This window comes from Alcanivorax limicola (assembly GCF_019931215.1).
Classification (GTDB): Bacteria; Pseudomonadota; Gammaproteobacteria; order Pseudomonadales; family Alcanivoracaceae; genus Isoalcanivorax; species Isoalcanivorax limicola.
Map to the genome: position 1 here is coordinate 360,909 of NZ_JAIOUB010000001.1, position 17,039 is coordinate 377,947.

14 protein-coding genes are annotated in these 17,039 nt (G+C 62.0%); 11 read left to right on the top strand and 3 right to left on the bottom strand.

What is annotated here, in order from left to right; genetic code table 11:
- Positions 1-3 precede the first annotated feature (3 nt).
- The 6 genes from K8B33_RS01620 (at position 4) to K8B33_RS01645 (ending at position 8,458) form a co-directional block, all read left to right on the top strand.
- Positions 4-1,260: an NAD(P)/FAD-dependent oxidoreductase gene (locus K8B33_RS01620; protein ID WP_223422557.1), complete on the top strand. Its 1,257-nt coding sequence runs from the start codon at positions 4-6 to the stop codon at positions 1,258-1,260.
- Entirely contained in the window at positions 1,257-3,992 is a 2,736-nt protein-coding gene (locus K8B33_RS01625) for a nitrate reductase (RefSeq protein WP_223422560.1), read from the top strand. Before K8B33_RS01620 ends, K8B33_RS01625 begins: the two co-directional genes overlap by 4 nt.
- Positions 3,964-4,848: a uroporphyrinogen-III C-methyltransferase gene (gene cobA, locus K8B33_RS01630; RefSeq protein ID WP_223422562.1), complete on the top strand. Its 885-nt coding sequence runs from the start codon at positions 3,964-3,966 to the stop codon at positions 4,846-4,848. Before K8B33_RS01625 ends, cobA begins: the two co-directional genes overlap by 29 nt.
- Positions 4,849-4,940: 92 nt before the next feature.
- Positions 4,941-6,164: an alginate export family protein gene (locus K8B33_RS01635; RefSeq protein ID WP_223422564.1), complete on the top strand. Its 1,224-nt coding sequence runs from the start codon at positions 4,941-4,943 to the stop codon at positions 6,162-6,164.
- 124 nt (positions 6,165-6,288) lie between these two features.
- Positions 6,289-7,881, top strand: a complete 1,593-nt coding sequence (locus K8B33_RS01640) for a GMC oxidoreductase (RefSeq protein ID WP_223422566.1) — start codon at positions 6,289-6,291, stop codon at positions 7,879-7,881.
- A 46-nt stretch (positions 7,882-7,927) separates the two neighbouring features.
- On the top strand, positions 7,928-8,458 hold the full coding sequence (locus tag K8B33_RS01645) for a hypothetical protein (RefSeq protein WP_223422569.1): 531 nt from the start codon (positions 7,928-7,930) through the stop codon (positions 8,456-8,458).
- Here the strand turns inward: K8B33_RS01645 and K8B33_RS01650 are convergent.
- Positions 8,438-9,466, bottom strand: coding sequence for a DUF2914 domain-containing protein (locus tag K8B33_RS01650; RefSeq protein ID WP_223422571.1), 1,029 nt, complete (start codon positions 9,464-9,466; stop codon positions 8,438-8,440). The two genes, K8B33_RS01645 and K8B33_RS01650, sit on opposite strands and share 21 nt — an antisense overlap.
- 210 nt (positions 9,467-9,676) lie before the next feature.
- Between K8B33_RS01650 and K8B33_RS01655 the strand changes: the two genes are divergently transcribed.
- A complete protein-coding gene (locus K8B33_RS01655) occupies positions 9,677-10,783 on the top strand; it encodes an AI-2E family transporter (protein ID WP_223422574.1) in 1,107 nt (368 codons plus the stop codon).
- On the opposite strand, the gene K8B33_RS01660 is transcribed toward K8B33_RS01655, so the two are convergent.
- Both K8B33_RS01660 and K8B33_RS01665 read right to left on the bottom strand, forming a co-directional pair.
- On the bottom strand, positions 10,784-11,359 hold the full coding sequence (locus tag K8B33_RS01660; protein ID WP_223422576.1) for a YecA/YgfB family protein: 576 nt from the start codon (positions 11,357-11,359) through the stop codon (positions 10,784-10,786).
- A gap of 68 nt (positions 11,360-11,427) precedes the next feature.
- The gene (locus tag K8B33_RS01665; protein ID WP_223422578.1) at positions 11,428-12,552 is read right to left on the bottom strand and encodes a GGDEF domain-containing protein; all 1,125 of its coding nucleotides are present in this window, start codon (positions 12,550-12,552) and stop codon (positions 11,428-11,430) included.
- 265 nt (positions 12,553-12,817) lie between these two features.
- On the opposite strand from K8B33_RS01665, the gene K8B33_RS01670 reads away from it, so the two are divergent.
- The 4 genes from K8B33_RS01670 to ttcA all read left to right on the top strand — a co-directional run bounded on the left by K8B33_RS01670 (position 12,818) and on the right by ttcA (position 17,021).
- Positions 12,818-13,924, top strand: coding sequence for an acyl-CoA dehydrogenase family protein (locus tag K8B33_RS01670; protein ID WP_223422581.1), 1,107 nt, complete (start codon positions 12,818-12,820; stop codon positions 13,922-13,924).
- A 73-nt stretch (positions 13,925-13,997) separates the two neighbouring features.
- A complete protein-coding gene (locus tag K8B33_RS01675) occupies positions 13,998-15,200 on the top strand; it encodes an acyl-CoA dehydrogenase family protein (protein WP_223422583.1) in 1,203 nt (400 codons plus the stop codon).
- Between the two features lie 111 nt (positions 15,201-15,311).
- Complete coding sequence (locus tag K8B33_RS01680) at positions 15,312-16,103, top strand: SDR family oxidoreductase (protein WP_223422585.1); 792 nt, start codon at positions 15,312-15,314, stop codon at positions 16,101-16,103.
- Positions 16,104-17,021, top strand: a complete 918-nt coding sequence (gene ttcA, locus K8B33_RS01685; protein ID WP_223422587.1) for a tRNA 2-thiocytidine(32) synthetase TtcA — start codon at positions 16,104-16,106, stop codon at positions 17,019-17,021.
- Positions 17,022-17,039: the final 18 nt, after the last annotated feature.

Below are 17,039 nucleotides of genomic sequence, written 5' to 3' on the forward strand. Positions count from 1 at the left end.
CGCATGAGCGAGCACCGTACACCACAGACTGCAACGCCCGATGCCCGGCACCTGATCATCATCGGTAACGGCATGGCGGCGACTCGATTGCTGGAGGAATGCCTCAGCCTGGCGTCTTCAGCATGGCGCATCACGGTGATCAGTGCGGAAGCGGAGCCGGGATACAACCGCGTACTGTTGTCGCCGGTGCTGGGTGGCGAGCAGAACGAGGCGTCGGTGATCACCCATGATGCCGAATGGTATCGCAGCCGGGGCATTACCCTGATTTCCGGCGATGCGGTGGTTGAGATAGATCGTCGCCGCCGCGTAGTGCGCACGGCCTCCGGGCGCGAGGAAGTCTACCAGCGTCTGGTGTTGGCCACCGGGTCGCAGCCGCGGCGCATCGATTGTGCCGGCGCCGAACTGGCGGGCATTACCACCTTCCGTGACCTCCATGACACTCGGCAGCTCATTGATGCCAGCCGAAGTGTGCGTGAGGCGGTGGTGATCGGTGGTGGTTTTCTGGGTATCGAGGCGGCGGAAGGGCTGCGGCGTCGCGGTGTGTCCGTGACGTTGTTGCACAGTGGACGCAGCCTGCTCAATCGCCAGCTCGATCCCGAAGCCGGTGCGCTGTTGCAGAAGGATCTGGCAAAGCGTGGATTGCACATCGTATTGCAGGCGCGTACGGCCGCCTTCCTGGGGAATGGCCGCGGCCAGGTGCGCGCTGTCGCGCTGGAAGATGGTCGCAAGATCGCGGCAGATCTGGTGGTGCTGGCCATCGGCATCATCCCGGATATTCGTCTGGCGCGCAGCGCCGGGCTGGCCTGTCGGCAAGGTGTGCTGACGGATGACACGCTGCAAACCTATGACCCGGCCATTTATGCGGTGGGTGAGTGCGTTGAACACCGTCACCGGACCTTCGGTCTGGTGGCACCCTTGTATGAACAGGCCCGCGTCTGCGCCGCGCATCTGATGGAGACCGGGCATCGCCGTTATGTGTATCGCGACAGCCCGACGCGTCTGAAAGTCAGCGGTGTGTCGGTGTTTGCCGCCGGTGTGCAGCAGGGCGACAGCAGCCTGGTCTGGCGCGATCCGGTGGCGGGGCACTATCGTCGCCTCTGGCTGGAGGGCAATCGCCTGACCGGCACCGTGTTGTACGGTGAAACCAGCGGTGGCGCCTGGTACGAAAAACACCTGGGCAAAGACATCACGCGCTGGCGTAACCAGTTGTTGTTCGCAGACCGTTTGCCCGTGTCCGCCGCCGAGGAGGCCCTTGTATGAGCCGTTGCGGCGATCAGGATACAACACAAACCACCTGCCCCTATTGTGGCGTTGGCTGCGGTGTTGCCATGCAACGCACGCAGGATGACGGCTGGAAAGCGAGCGGGCTCGCAGCGCATCCGGCAAACCAGGGGCGGCTGTGTGTCAAAGGTAGCGCGCTGGGCGATACCGTCAGTGTCCGGGAACGGTTGCTGTACCCCGAGATCAACGAATGTCGCGTGAGCTGGGATCAGGCGCTGGACACCGTCGCCGTGCGCATGCGCGAGGCGATCGATCAGTATGGCCCGGAATCCATCGGCTTCTATGTGTCCGGCCAGTTGCTGACAGAAGACTATTACGTCGCCAACAAGTTGATGAAGGGCTTTATCGGCGCCGCCAATATCGATACCAATTCGCGCCTGTGCATGGCCAGTGCTGTGGTGGCGCACAAGAAGACGCTGGGTGCTGACGCGGTGCCAGGCTGTTACGCCGATCTTGAGTTGGCCGACCTGGTGATCATCACCGGCTCGAACATGGCCTGGACGCATCCGGTGGTGTACCAGCGTATCGTCGCCGCGAAACAGCAACGTCCCGACATGAAAGTGGTGGTGATTGATCCGCGCGAAACGGCGACTTGTGATCTTGCGGATCTGCATCTTGCCATCCAGCCGGGATCGGATGGTTTTCTGTTTACCGCCTTGCTGGCCTGGATGGCCGATCAGGGCAATCTGGATCAGGATTTCATTGCCGCGCACACGCGCGACGCGGAGGCTGCGATTGCTGCGGCAGCGGCGGCCTTTGCCGGCAGTGCCGATGACGTGGCGGGTATGGCAGAGGCGTGTGGGGTATCGACCACCGCGCTGAGCACGTTCTTCGACTGGTTTGCCCAATCACCGAAAACGGTGACGGTGTTCTCTCAGGGCATCAACCAGTCGGAAACCGGCGTCGACAAGGCCAGCGCCATCATCAACTGCCACCTGGCTACCGGTCGTATCGGCAAGCCCGGGGCGGCGCCTTTCTCCATTACCGGTCAGCCGAACGCCATGGGCGGTCGGGAAGTGGGTGGGCTGGCCAATCAGCTCGCTGCACACATGGGTTTCGATGAGCCTTCCCGGTCACTGGTTGGCCGCTTCTGGGGCAGCAATCGCGTGGCGCGGGCCCCGGGCTTCAAGGCCGTAGACTTGTTTCGTGCAGTGGGCGAGGGGCGCATCAAGGTGATCTGGATCATGGCCACCAATCCGGTGGTGTCCATGCCGGAGGCGGATCTGGTGCGCGCCGCACTGGCCCAATGCCCGACGGTAATTGTCTCGGACTGTGTTGCCGATACCGATACCCTGCGCATGGCACATATTCGTTTGCCTGCGGCGGGCTGGGGTGAGAAGGATGGCACCGTCACCAATTCAGAGCGCTGTATTTCCCGGCAACGGGCCTTCCTGCCGTTGCCCGGTGAAGCGCGCCCGGATTGGTGGATCATCAGCGCGCTGGCACAACGTCTGGGTTTTTCTGACGCCTTTGATTACGCCAACCCGGCAGCGATCTTTCGTGAACATGCGGCGCTTTCGGGGTTTGAGCAGAGCAGGTCGCGCCGCGCTTTTGATATTGGCGCACTGGCGACGCTCAGCGATCGGGATTATGACTCACTGTTACCTGTCCAGTGGCCGCTCAGTGCACATGGTCCGGGCGATCCAGGTTCCTCAGGGACTGAGCGCCTTTTTGCTGACGGCCACTTTTTTACACCTGACGGGCGTGCGCGGCTGGTGCCGGTCACGCCACGTTTGTCCCATGCCGGTGTCAACAGCGACTGGCCCTTGTTGCTCAACAGCGGACGTTTGCGTGATCAGTGGCACACCATGACGCGCACCGGGCGCGCACAGAAATTGCTCAGCCACACCAGCGAGCCTTTCGTGGCCATGCATCCTGAAGACATGAAGCGTGCCGATGTCCGTGAGGGTGATCTGGTGCGCGTGGAAAGCCCCCTGGGGCAGTGCGTTGTGCCGGCCTGCAGCAGCGATGGCCAGCAGCAGGGCAGCGTGTTCATGCCGATTCACTGGAACGATTGCTTTGCCAGCGCAGCGCGGGTGGATGCGCTGGTCGCCGCCAACTGCGATGCGGAGTCCGGGCAACCGGCCTTCAAACAGACACCGGTACGGGTCGCCCCTTTCGCACCGATCTGGCATGCCACGGTAATTGCCCTGACGCGCCTGAATGCCCCGGATGCCAGCCACTACTGGTGCCGCATCCCCGGCGAACCGGCCACCCGTCTGCGCATGGCAGGTCAGCGCCCGGTGGACACGGACTGGTTGCGTGCCCGCTGCCCGGATGTGCAGGACTGGGCCGAAATGACGGATGAGGCCAGCGGCCACCATCGTTTGCTCGGTTACCGCCAGGGCAAACCGGTCTGCTTTGCGGTGATATCGCCGCTGCCGGCAGATATTGACGAGGACTGGTTGGCGCTGGCACTGGCCGAGCCCCGTCCGGACCCCATGCAGCTGATGGCCGGTGTGCCGGGTGGTCTGCGAGACAACAGTGCGGTCGTGTGCAGTTGTTATCAGATACGTCAGGCAAAAATTGAAGAAGCGATTCATGAGGGTTGCGCGGATGTGGCAGCGATCAGTCGTTGCACTGGCGCGGGCAGTGGCTGCGGCTCCTGTATCCCTGAACTGAAGAAACTGCTGGCAGCCGGTGCAGGTGCACCGTCGCGGGAATCCGATGAGGAGAACGACAATGTTGAGCCTGTTCGCGCCCTGGGTTGATGCACTGCACGGCACCGGTAATACCGTGTCCGAATGGTGGCAGCGGCTGCGTGCCGACGAAGCGAACCGCACAACACACGGGCGTAGCGGTCATGTGTGGTTGGTGGGTGCCGGCCCCGGCGATCCTGATCTGATTACCGTGCGTGGCATGCGTTTGCTGCAGCAGGCGGACGTGGTGGTCCACGACCGCCTGGTAGCGCCGGAGCTGCTGGACTATTGCCGCCCCGATGCCCGCCGACTTTATGTCGGAAAACGGTGCGGCCGTCATAGCGTGCCGCAGAACGAGATCAATGCGCTGCTGGTACGAGAAGCGCTCGCGGGCCGCCAGGTTGTGCGCCTGAAAGGCGGCGATCCCTTCATTTTTGGTCGCGGCGGCGAAGAACTCGCGGAGCTGCAGCGTCACGGCGTGGCGGCCAGTGTGGTGCCGGGGATTACGGCGGCGGCGGGCTGCGCAGCGGCCACCGGTATTCCGCTGACCCACAGAGATCATGCCGCCAGTGTCTGCCTGGTGACGGCGCACCGTCGTGATGGCGCGCCGCAGACCGACTGGGCCGCGTTGGCGGCTGATCCGAAGCGCACGCTGGTGTGTTACATGGGGTTGAGCGAGCTTGGCACCATCACGGCGCAGCTGACGCGCCATGGGCTCTCGGCAGAGACGCCCGCCGCGCTGATCAGTGAGGGCACGACAGCGCGCCAGAAAGCTGCGCGCTGCACTCTGGCAACGCTTGCGGAGACGGCGCAGCAAACGCAAATGGGCTCGCCGTGTCTGGTGATGATCGGCAGCGTGGTGAGTCTGGGTGACGCGCGGGTGTTCAGTCAGGAGATCGCAAGCACCACAGACGCGGTGGTGGCCTAACAGATTGATAAAAAGGCATGACAGTAAAAAATGCCGGTATAACGCAGTGCTTTTCGGACAGGCATTTCACTTACCTTGAGAGGGAATCGGAGATGTCTCATACCTATCGTTTGGCAGCCATTGTGCTGTGTTGTGTCAGTCTTGCCGGGGTACGCAGTGTGGCGGCGGCAGATGCCGATACACTGGTAGAAGCGCTGACAGAGGGAAACGTGTCCCTCGGCGTACGCTATCGCTATGAACAGGTGCGCCAACCCGATCTGTTCGATAAAAACGCGCATGCCAATACCCTGCGTTCCCGTCTGAGTTATCAGAGCGGCAACTGGCAGGGGCTGCAGTTGAGAGTGGAAATGGACCATGTCGGTTATCTGACCGAGCAACGGTTCAATTCCACGCGCAACGGCCGCACAGATTTTCCTGTCGTCGCAGATCCCAAGGGGGCGGACCTCAACCAGTTTGCGCTGGACTACCGGTTCAATGACACCGCAGGGGCGACGCTCGGGCGGCAGCGCATCAATCTTGATAACCAGCGTTTCATCGGCGGGGTAGGCTGGCGCCAGAATGAGCAGACATTCGATGCGGCCAGTCTCGACATGGCTGTGCCGGGCGGGGTCAAGCTCCGGTACGTCTGGATTGACCAGGTGCGGCGCATATTCGGTCCTGAGCAAGGTGGGCCGCCGGCCGCGTTTGACAGTGACAGCCATCTGCTCCATCTGTCCGGCGCAATCGGCGGGGTGACGTTGAGCGGCTACGCCTATGCACTGGATCTTGATGAAGCGCCGGCGTTATCCAGCCTGACGACCGGGCTGCGTGTCAGTGGGCGCCCGGCATGGCAGTCGCTGTCGTTCCCGATCACGCTGGAATATGCGCGGCAGCGGGATTATGCCGATAACCCGGTGGATTTCGGGGCTGATTATCTTCTGACAGAAGTGGGTGTAGCGAGTAACGGCTATGGCCTCACGCTGGGTCGCGAAAGCCTGGGTGCTGACGCGGACGCGGGTGTGGCGCTGCAAACACCGCTGGCCACCATGCATGCGTTCCAGGGCTTTACGGACATTTTCCTGACAACGCCGGCGGACGGTGTGGTGGATCAGTATGTGCGCGTCAGTGGCCCTGCGGGCCCGGTTTCCCTGGCGCTGACCAGCCACTGGTTCGATGCTGACCGTGGTGACGACAGATATGGTCGGGAGATCAATGTCAGCGCCGGCTGGCAGGCGCGGCCATGGCTGCATCTGTTGCTCAAGGCCGCGGACTATCAGGCCCGTGACCTCGCTGCGGATACCCGCAAGCTGTGGGCCCAGGCAACATTGACGTTCTGATGGGCTAACCGCGGCTCTCCCCGAGAGCCGCTCTCCTCGACAGCAGCGCCCCCCTTGTCTTGCAGAGTCAGCGCTGCATGGCATTTAATGACAAGAATAATGGGAAGGGGAGCGCGGGGGCGTCATGGAGCGAACAGACACGCTGGTTGTGGGCAGCGGTTTTGGTGGTGCCGTGATGGCGTTGCGGCTGGCTCAGCAGGGCGCTCGTGTGCTGGTGCTGGAACGCGGGCGGCGCTGGTCTCCGCAAAGTTATCCCAGTGTCAGTGGACGGCACTGGCGCTGGGACGAGCGGCGACCGGAACGCCACAATGGCTGGATCGATTTCCGCGCCTTTGGCGACATGAGTGTGGCCGCAGGCGCCGGTGTTGGTGGCGGGTCATTGATCTATGCCAATATCAGTATTCCCGCACGTCCGGATAATTTTCTGCGCGGCTGGCCTGCCGCGATCAGCTATGCCGCACTGGCGCCGCATTTTGCGACGGTGCAGCAGATGCTGAAGGTGGCCCCCTTGCCCGCCAACCAGTTTACGCCGCGCACACGCCTGTTGCGTGACGCCGCAGAAGCGATTGGCGAAGGCAAGCGTTTTACCGTGCTGCCACAGGCCGTCACGTTTGACCCGGCCTGGCACACGCGGCGCGAGCGGCCTTACGATTATCGACATTCGCGTACCTGGACCAACGAGCATGGCCGTGTCCAGGGCACCTGTGTGCATTGCGGCAACTGTGATATCGGTTGCCCGGTGCAGGCAAAAAATACCCTCGATCTGAATTATCTCGCTGAGGCAGAGCAGTGCGGAGCGGAGATCCGGCCGTTGCATCATGTGCGCTGGCTACGTCCGGCAGAGGAGGGCGGTTACGAAGTGGGTGTCCGCGATCTGGCCGCAGGTAAAGATGTGCGGATACTGGCCCGTCGGGTTGTTATTGCGGCGGGGAGTATCGGTTCAACGGAATTACTGTTGCGATGCCGCGATCAGTATCAGACCCTGCCGGGGCTCAGCGACAGGCTGGGGCACGGTTGGCTCAGCAACGGCGATTTCCTGACGCCGGCGCGCTATCCACACCGCGACATATCACCCTCAAGAGGGCCGACTATTTCTGCCGCAATAGACTTTCTTGATGGCAGTCAGCAGGGCCAGCGTTTTCTCGTGGAAGATGGCGGATTTCCGGACGTGGTCGGGAATCTGCTACGCCGTCGCAAGCGACGTTTGCTGACGGACCCGTTTGCGGGGCTGGGCAAGCATCGACTGATCGGCATTCTGCGACATCTGATCAGCAAGCGCGATCCGCTGACCGGGCTCATGCCCTGGTTTGGCCAGGCGCAAGACGAGGCGGGTGGTGTGCTGTCGCTGGGCCGCCCCTGGTATGCGCCGTGGCGCCGCAATCAGTTGCGGATGAAATGGGATTATCGCGCGGCCGAGCCTGCCGTCGAGGCCCTCTCTTCAATGCATGTGCGTCTCAGTGAGGCGACCGGCGGCCAGCCACTGGTGCCCGCAACCTGGCGCTGGTTCCGTAATCTGGTGACGCCGCACCCGCTGGGGGGCTGCAACATGGCGGACTCACCGGAGCAGGGCGTGGTGGATCATCGCGGCGAGGTGTTTGGTTATCCGGAACTGTTCGTGATGGATGGCGCGGTGGTGCCGGTGGCGCTGGGGTTGAATCCCTCACAGACCATCGCGGCACTGGCTGAATACGCGGCGGCGCAGATAGCCGAGCGCTGAGGTGTGTGGCTTCCCTGGCCGCAACGACGACGGTAGACTGTCTGGCATGAGTGATGCACGTTACAACATTGTATTTGACGGCAGTCTGGTGCCCGGTGCTGATCCGGCCGCCGTGCGTGCCAATCTGGGGCGCCTGTTCCGTATGACACCGGAGCGGGTGGAAGCGCTGTTTTCAGGCAAGCGCATGGTGCTCAAGCGTGACGCCGATCAGGCGACGGCGATGAAGTTCCGTGCGGCGCTCAAGCAGGCGGGCGCCCAGTGCCAGATGGTTGAGTCCTCTCCGGCTGCTGTTGCGGCGCCATCACCGGCTGCGCCTGAACAGCGCAGCAGCCCTGCGGACAGCAACCGCGAAATGGTCGGTACCATCCGTACGGGAGGCGAAGGGTTCAGCGGGCCCTTCGAGGTGGCACCGCCGGGTGCGGATCTGGACACTACCGAGCGTCAGACAGTCAGTGTTAATCCCGACATCAGCCATCTGTCGATGGCTCCCCCGGGGACTGAACTGGAAGAGCTGGCGCCGCGTAAAGCGGCGGTCAACCCGGACATCAGTCATCTGTCACTGGCGGATGACAGCTGACACACCGGAATGCTGCAGTGGACAGTGGAGTGGCAGTACATGGCTGCGCCCGGTGCGTGTATCAATCAGCAGAAAATCATAACCGGTTGCGGTTGCCTGACGGTCCACCCATGACAACGCTTCGGTAATCCGCGTCGGCCAATCCTCGGCGAACGCAGACGGATTGGTACAAAGTGCGCCGCCGGCCAGGCCCTGATTGACGGTGTGGCGCCAGGCGGCCAACCAGTACACGTATTCGTTCTCCAGATCGGCGGTACGCTGCGTAATCTCCCTCTGCAATCCTGTGATTGATGCTCGCTCCTGATCACTCAGGTCGTCGCGCTCAGACAGTTGTGCCAGACGCGTGGCGGCGGTGTACAGGCGCTCCGCCTCGATTTCCCGCCGGGCACTGGCCAATTCCAGATCCACTTGCCTGATACGTGCCAGCAGCTGTGGGGCCACACCGCGCTCCGCTTCCGCCTCCAGCAGCATACGTGCGCCGATCAGGTCTTGCTCCGCTAGCAAGGCATTGATTTCTTCAGTTCTGAGTGCCGTCTCGGCGGTTCGTGTCGCCCGGGTCGGTGATGAGCGAACGGGTGTTGAACGGGTCGGTGCTGCCGCAGGTGGCCGTGCTGCATCCGGATTGCCCGCAATAGTCCAGACACCCAGTGTGCAACCGTTGTCGGTGGTGACGGTGACGCGCCAGTCCATCGTATTGTCGACGATCTGCCGACTGGACCAGGTGCGCCAGCCCGGGCTGCCGATACGCAGCGGCACGGTGACATCCGAGTCCCCGTTTTGCCAGCGATGCTGCAGTGTCATGCCGGTGGCGCCCAGAACTTCCGTAAAGAAGAACAGCGTTCTGACGGTGGCAGGCACTTCCGTCAGCAGGTCCAGCGGTTCGCTGCCGACCACGGCGCCGGTAAAGCCGGCGCGGCTGATTTCCGGGCAGCTTTCGGCATGTGCGGCGGCACCGCCGGATTCGGCAAATGCCGGCGTCGCTGACAACATTGCCGACAAGGCAGTCAAGATGACGCCGAACCGGACGGCCGGGCAGGGCATAAGCGGAAGTATGAGGCGACGCATCGTGAACATGATCAAGGCTCTTGCACTCTTTTGCGTCGTATCATAGGCGGCGGCACTGCAGAAACAACCGCAGAGTTGTAACTGTGGCGTGAACACCGGAGTATAGAACGCGCAGTTTCCACACAAGACGCTAACACAGTTTGCGAGGTAACCATGTCTGACGCCCGGGCCAGCTGGCCATGGATTGGGATTCTTGCGGCCCTGGTGGTGCTGGTGGCAGGTATGCGGGCCGCCTCTGGGTTACTTGAGCCGTTTTTACTCGCTGTCTTTCTGAGCATCGTCTGTGCGCCGGGCGTTGCCTGGTTGCGGCGCCATCATGTGCCGGAAGCGTTGGCGGTATTGCTGGTCATGATCGGACTGATCGTGGCCATGATCGGTGTGGCCACAGGGCTCGGTGCGTCGATCAATGGCTTTGTGCGCGAGCTGCCAAAATATGAAGAGGCGCTGAATGAACGCCTTGCCGGGGTGCTGGATATGCTGGCCGGATTCGGGATGCACCTGGATACTGATGCATGGCGTGAGCACCTGGATGCCGAGACGCTGATGAATATGGCGGGCAAGGTTGCCGGGCATTTTGGTTCTGCGCTGGGCAATCTGTTGCTGGTGCTGTTGACCGTGGCGTTTATCCTCCTTGAGGCGGCACGCTTCCCCGCGAAGCTGCAGGCTGCGTTGGGCGGTTCCGCCCCCGGCGTTGCGGTGTTCCGCAAGTTCTCTGCCGGTGTGAATCAGTATCTGGCGATCAAGTCACTGGTCAGTCTGGGGACGGGCATTATCGTGGCCTTGTGGATGTGGATACTGGATGTGGACTATCCGCTGCTGTGGGGCGCGTTGGCCTTCATGTTCAACTACATCCCGAATATAGGCTCTTTCCTGGCTGCCATTCCGGCGTGTCTGTTGGCTTATGTGTTGCACGGGTTCGGTCTTGCTGCCGTTGCCGTCGCCGGTTTTGTGGTGATCAACACCGGTATGGGCAACCTGCTGGAGCCACGACTGATGGGACGTCGGCTGGGATTGTCCACGCTGGTGGTATTTGTGTCTCTGGTCTTCTGGGGGTGGGTGCTGGGGCCGGTAGGTATGGTCCTGTCGGTGCCATTGACCATGATCTTGCGGATCGCATTTGAAAGCCGTGCCGAAAGCCGCTGGCTTGCCGTATTGCTGGGTCCGGAGGTTGCTTCTGAGGTTGCTCAGCAGGGCCCTGCTGCACCCGGGCAGCAGGACGAGGACGTGATGACCGGGGACAGGGATGCCGGCGGGGGCTGATTAATCGTCCTCGCTCGCTTCGCTGTCATCACCGCCGGTCGGGGCATCCGGTGCATGGAAGTACAGGAACAGTTCTTCCAGCAGCTCGGGTATCGCCATGGCCATGGTCCGCACCAGTCGGGTGTCTTCCCAGAGGCTGTCCAGTTCAGGGTCTTCATCCATACCGCTGATCAGCAAAAAAGGCAGCAGCATGTTGGCCATGCGTTCTTCATCTGCCTCCGACCAGCGCTCTTCCTGTAGCAGAACACCTGCCATGAAACCGGCGCACCAGCTGGACAGATCTTCCCCTTCATCGTCGGCATACGGGTCCAGCAGGCAGGGGAGCTGAAGGCGCTCGCCGACGCCCAGCTGGGCGGCGAGGCGTTGCTGCAGTTGCAACAACGCGGTTGCAACATTGGCGGGCACCGCGTTCTCTTCCGCATGACAGATCTGCGGCCAGTCTTCGGGGGCGGACGGGCCAGCGGAAATGGCACACATCAGGCCATGGATCTCGGTCCAGGTCAGGGCATCCTCACCGGTTTCCCGGATAAAGGCATCGACGGTTTGCCGCAGACCGGGATTTTCAAGACTTTCCATTTGAGCATGACCTTCTTGTTGGTGATCTTGTAGGCGATTGGGCGCGAGTCTAGCATGCCGCCGGGGTATCAGGCTTCTGCTTCGACCAGTCGGTTGCGGCCGGTGTTCTTGGCGCGATAAAGGGCCACGTCGGCGCGCTGGAACAAGGAGTCCACGGTGTCGCCTTGGCGCCAGGTGGCGAGCCCGGCGGACAGGGTCACCTGGAACCCTGCCTGGCCGCCAAAATGAAGGCCGGAGAGCGTGCTGCGCAGCCGTTCCAGTACCTGACGGATGTCGTGCGTGTCGCCTGCGGTCAGCAGAATAACGAACTCCTCGCCACCATAACGGGCAATCAGATCGGAGCGCCGCAAGGTGTTACGGGCAGTTTCGGCGAAGCGAACCAGCACTTGATCACCGGCCTGATGTCCCCAGGTGTCATTGATTTTCTTGAAGTGATCGAGGTCGATCAGCGCCAGATGCAGCGGGTTTCCCTGACGCTCTGCGCGGGCCATTTCTTCTTCGATCCGTTCCATGAAATGGCGACGATTGAACAGACCGGTGAGGCTGTCACGGATGGCCACTTCTTCCAGCCGCGCCATGGCATCCTGCAGCTGCTGGTTGATCTGTTCCAGATGGCGTTGTTGCGCTTGCAGCGAGGTACGCTGATCCCGGTTTCGTTGTTGCAGGTTGTGAATATGACCGCCGACATAGATAAACCAGGCAAGCCCCATGGTCAGGATGCTCAGGTGCCCGAGGCTCAGTGACACGATCTTGTATTGCGGCGCATCAAGATACTCGACCACTTCCAGGGTGATAAAGCAGGCGAGCACAAACAATGCCATGACGATCATGCGTCGCCGGGCCAGCGCAAATACACCAAAGGTCATGACCATGAAGTAGATGGCCAGCATGGCGCCACGCATGTCACGGGAGTAATGCAGCAACAGGGTAATCAGCAGAATGCCGATGATCATCTGCGGGGTGGTCAGGCTGGGATCTCGCCAGCGCTCAGAAAATCCACCCTGAATCAGGAAAAACACCAACAGATTGAGCGCCAGCGTGCCGCCGAACAGCCACTGGTGAGGGGTGTCTGGCTCGAAGTAGCCGATTTGCATGCCCAGCAGCACGCCCCCCCATACCAGCAGATACGAGTAGATGGCCATTCTCTGGCGCCGCAGGCGCAGACTGCGGCGATGGTCCTGTGAAACGTTCAATGCTTTGACATTTCCCCCTGACGGCAGCTGCTCCTCGCAAATCCCGCCTGATATCACATTGATATCATGACACAGGTCCGGAAACGCGGCGATAGGCCCGGAGCGCAGGCGTGGCGGGGGGCGCCGGTGGGCGACGAACGGCTTGCCGCGTATCCGGTGCTGTGTCAGGATTGACGCAAATTCAAACGAGCGTTTAACTGGCCGCGGGTCTCAGACATACCCCCGTCAGCCAGACGCGCAACGGTCACCCACAGGAGTATGCGAAGTGGTCACGAGTCAGGATCTGCCATTTGATCTGTCACTGTCGGAGGAGCAGCGCATCGGTCGCGAGAGCATGCGCCGTTACGCAGAGCGACAGCTGCGCGCCATTGCCCGCGATGCCGATGAGGCCGGGGCTGCACCGGAGGGCTTTTATCAGGGCACCACAGAGCTGGGCCTGTCGCTGATGCCGATCCCGGAGGCGTTTGGCGGAGCCGGTATGCCGCGCTCGCCGGTGAGTAACGCGCTGAATGCGGAAGACCTGGGCAGCGGCGACATTTCACTGGCACTCGGCACGCTGGCGCCCTTGTCCTTCATCAATGCACTGCTGGACTTCGGTGACGAAGCGCAGCAGGAGATGTTCCTGCCGCAACTGGCGCAGGAGCACTTCGTGCCGGCCACCGTGGCGCTGATGGAGCCCCGGGCCACCTTTGATCCGGCCAATCTGCACACACGGGCCGTGCGGGACGGGGATGACTACGTCCTGAACGGCGAGAAATCCATGGTGATTCTCGGGGCCAGCGCGGAGCTGGTTCTGGTGGTCGCCGAGCTGGACGGGGAGGGCGCCGCCGCGTTTGTGGTGCCGGCAGGCAGCCAGGGGCTGAGCGCCAAAGCCGAGCCCTATATGGGCCTGCGGGCGGTGGAAGTGGCTACGTTGACGCTGGATCAGGTGCGTGTCGGTGCCGCACATCGGCTGATGCAGTTTGATCTGGAGCGTCTCGTTGATCTGGGCCGGATCGGCACAGCGGCCCTCGCGGTGGGCTGTTGCCAGGCCGTGCTGGATTACTGCATTCCCTACGTCAAGGAGCGCAAGGCCTTCGGCGAGCCGATCGCATGGCGCCAGTCGGTAGCGTTCATGGTGGCCGATATCGCGATTGAACTGGAAGGGATGCGGTTGCTGGTCCTGCGTGCGGCAAGCCGTGCAGAGCAGGGGCTGCCGTTCCACCGGGAAGCCCATCTGGCGCGTGTTTACGCCGCCGAAAAAGCCATGCAGATCGGCACCAACGGCGTCCAGTTGTTTGGCGGCGCCGGCTTCGTGCGCGACTACCCGCTGGAGATGTGGTACCGCAATCTGCGCGCCATTGGCGTGCTGGATGGCGCCGCACTGGTTTAACCCGACCGATTCCTGGCCGCCGGCAACATCGCCTGGCTGGCTGACTGAATATGTCTACTGAAAGAGACGCGTCATGATCAATCTCGAATTGCCGCAAAAGTTGCTGACCGTGCAGAAGATGAGCCACCAGGTGGCCAGCGGTGTTTTTCGCCCCATCTCCCGCAAGTACGACCGCATCGAGCACTGCGATACGCCGGAAGAACTCAAGCCCATCGCCCAGATGATGGCGGCGATGCGTCCCAGCCGGGCCAAGAAAGAAGCGCGGCCGGAGGATGGCAGCACCGTTAACGGTGCCAACCTGTCCGGTATCGTCGGGGCAGAGGAGCTGTGCTGGGGGGATGTGGGGCTACTGCTTTCGATCCCCGGTTCCGGCCTGGGCAACGCCGCCATCATGGCGGTGGGCACCCCGGAGCAAAAAGAGGAATTCGGCAAGCTGTACTGCGCCATGGCGATTACCGAGCCGGGTGCCGGTTCGGACTCCGCAGCCGTGTCCACCACCGCACGCCTGGAAGGCGACGAGTGGGTGCTTAACGGCGAAAAGATCTATTGCACCGCTGGCCAGCGCTGCGACGCCATCGTCGTCTGGGCCACCCTGGACAAGAGCAAGGGCAAGGCGGCGATCAAGTCCTTCATCGTGCCCCAGGGCGCGCCGGGCATGTCGCTGGTGCGGGTCGAAGACAAGATGGGCCTGCGTATCTCGGATACGGCGGCGTTGTCCTTCGATGAATGTCGGATTCCCAAGACCAATATCCTGGGCTCAGCAGAGGTCGCAGACACGGAAGAGGCGCGCAAGAAGGCCTTCGGCGGTGTCATGCAGACCTTCGACAACACCCGCCCGCAGGTGGCGGCCATGGCGCTGGGTGTTGCCAGAGCAGCGTTGGAAATAGCCCGTGAACTTCTTGAAAAAGAAGGGGTTAAGGCTGATTACTCGAAATCACTTTACAATAGCTCGGCGATTGAAGCGGAGCTGTACCGGATGGAAGCCGACCTGGATGCGGCCCGCCTGATGACCTACAAGGCGGCGTGGATGGCGGACAACGGCCAGCCCAATTCCAAAGAGGCCTCCATGTGCAAGGCCAAGGCCGGGCGCATGGGCAATCAGGTCACCCTCAAGTGTGTCGAGCTGTGTGGTGAGCTGGGTTACTCCGAGCGCTTCTTGCTGGAGAAGCTGGCCCGGGATTCCAAGATCATCGATATCTTCGAAGGCACCCAGCAGATCCAGCAGTTGATTGTCGCCCGCAACCTGCTTGGCCTGTCCTCCCGGGAACTCAAGTAACCCGGCTGGCCGGTTCCGCACCGGCGGGGCGCCGGTACACGGGCTGACGCTGGTGTATCGGCGCCGGATTGCCTATGGTTGCTGCTTATTCCTGTCTGAGGGGGCGCAAGCATGGCACTGACCAACAAGGTTATCTGGATTACCGGCGCATCCAGCGGCATCGGCGAGGCGCTGGCGCGGGCCATGAGCCGCCAGGGCGCGCGGCTGGTGTTGTCGGCGCGGCGCGAAGACGAGCTGGAACGGGTGCGTGCCAGCCTGGAGCACCCCGAGCGGCATCTGGTGCTGCCACTGGATCTGACCAACAGCGACAGCTTTGCCGCGGCGGTGGAGCAGGTGCTGGGCAGTTGCCAGCGCATCGATATGCTGGTCAACAATGGCGGTATCAGCCAGCGCTCGAAGGTGATTGATACGGATCTGGCCGTTGATCGCCGGGTCATGGAAGTGAACTACTTCGGCGCCATCGGGCTGACCAAGGCTGTGTTACCCGCCATGCGACGCGCGGGTGGCGGCCAGATCATGGTGATCTCCAGTCTGGTGGGAGAGCTGCCGACGCCGATGCGCTCGGCTTACTGCGCCAGCAAGCACGCCCTGCACGGCTGGTTCGAGGCCCTCCGGGCCGAGGAATATGAGCACAACATCCATATTCTGATGGTCATGCCGGGCTTTATCCGCACCAATGTCTCCATTAATGCAGTGACCGCTGACGGCTCAGCCCATGGCGTCATGGACGATCATCAGGCCGCCGGGCTGGATGTGGACGTGTGCGCCGGACGCATACTCCGTGCCGTGCAGCGCGGCCGCGAGCAGGTTATCATTGGCGGCCGCGAAGTGGCCGGTATCTGGCTGAAACGCCTGTTCCCGTCGCTGTATCGCAAAGTCATCCGTCGTATAAAGGTAACCTGAATGTCCGGCACCGGTGTGCAATTCCATGACGCTGCTGAATCTGATAGCGCTGACACGGCTGCGGCTGATGCCAGCGTTCGACCTGGGCAGCGGCTCAAGCTGAACAAGCTGCAGAAGCGCCTGCGCCGGGAAGTGGGCAAGGCGATTGCCGATTTCAACATGATTCAGGATGGCGACCGCATCATGGTGTGCCTGTCCGGCGGCAAGGATTCCTACACCATGCTGGATATCCTGCGTAATCTGCAGCATTCGGCGCCGGTGCAGTTCGAGCTGGTCGCGGTGAATCTGGATCAGAAGCAGCCGGGCTTTCCCGAGCATGTGTTGCCCGCGTATCTCGAAGCAGAGGGCGTGCCGTTTCATATCCTGGAAAAGGACACCTATTCCATCGTTCGGGAGAAAACCCCCGAAGGCAAGACCACCTGCGCCCTGTGTTCGCGCCTGCGCCGGGGCAGCCTGTATGGCTTTGCGGAGGAAATCGGCGCCACCAAGATCGCGCTGGGCCATCATCGCGACGACATGATCGAGACGCTGTTTCTGAACATGTTCTTCGGCGGCAAGATGAAGGCCATGCCGCCCAAATTGCGCAGTGATGATGGGCGTAATGTGGTCATTCGCCCGCTGGCCTACTGCCGCGAGAAGGATATTGCCCGTTACGCCGCATTGCGCGAATACCCGATCATTCCCTGCAACCTGTGCGGCTCCCAGGAAAATCTCCAGCGCCAGGCCGTGAAGGCCATGCTGCAGGAATGGGATCGCAAGCACCCCGGACGGATCGAAAGCATCTTCACGGCGATGCAGAACATTGCTCCCTCTCAGATGGCAGATACCCGCCTGTTTGATTTCGCCAGCCTGGAGGAGGGCGTCTCCCGGGGCGGCGCTCAGGCGCACAAGCTGGACCTTGTAAACCTGTTCCACTGACCCGATTAATCTGATGCA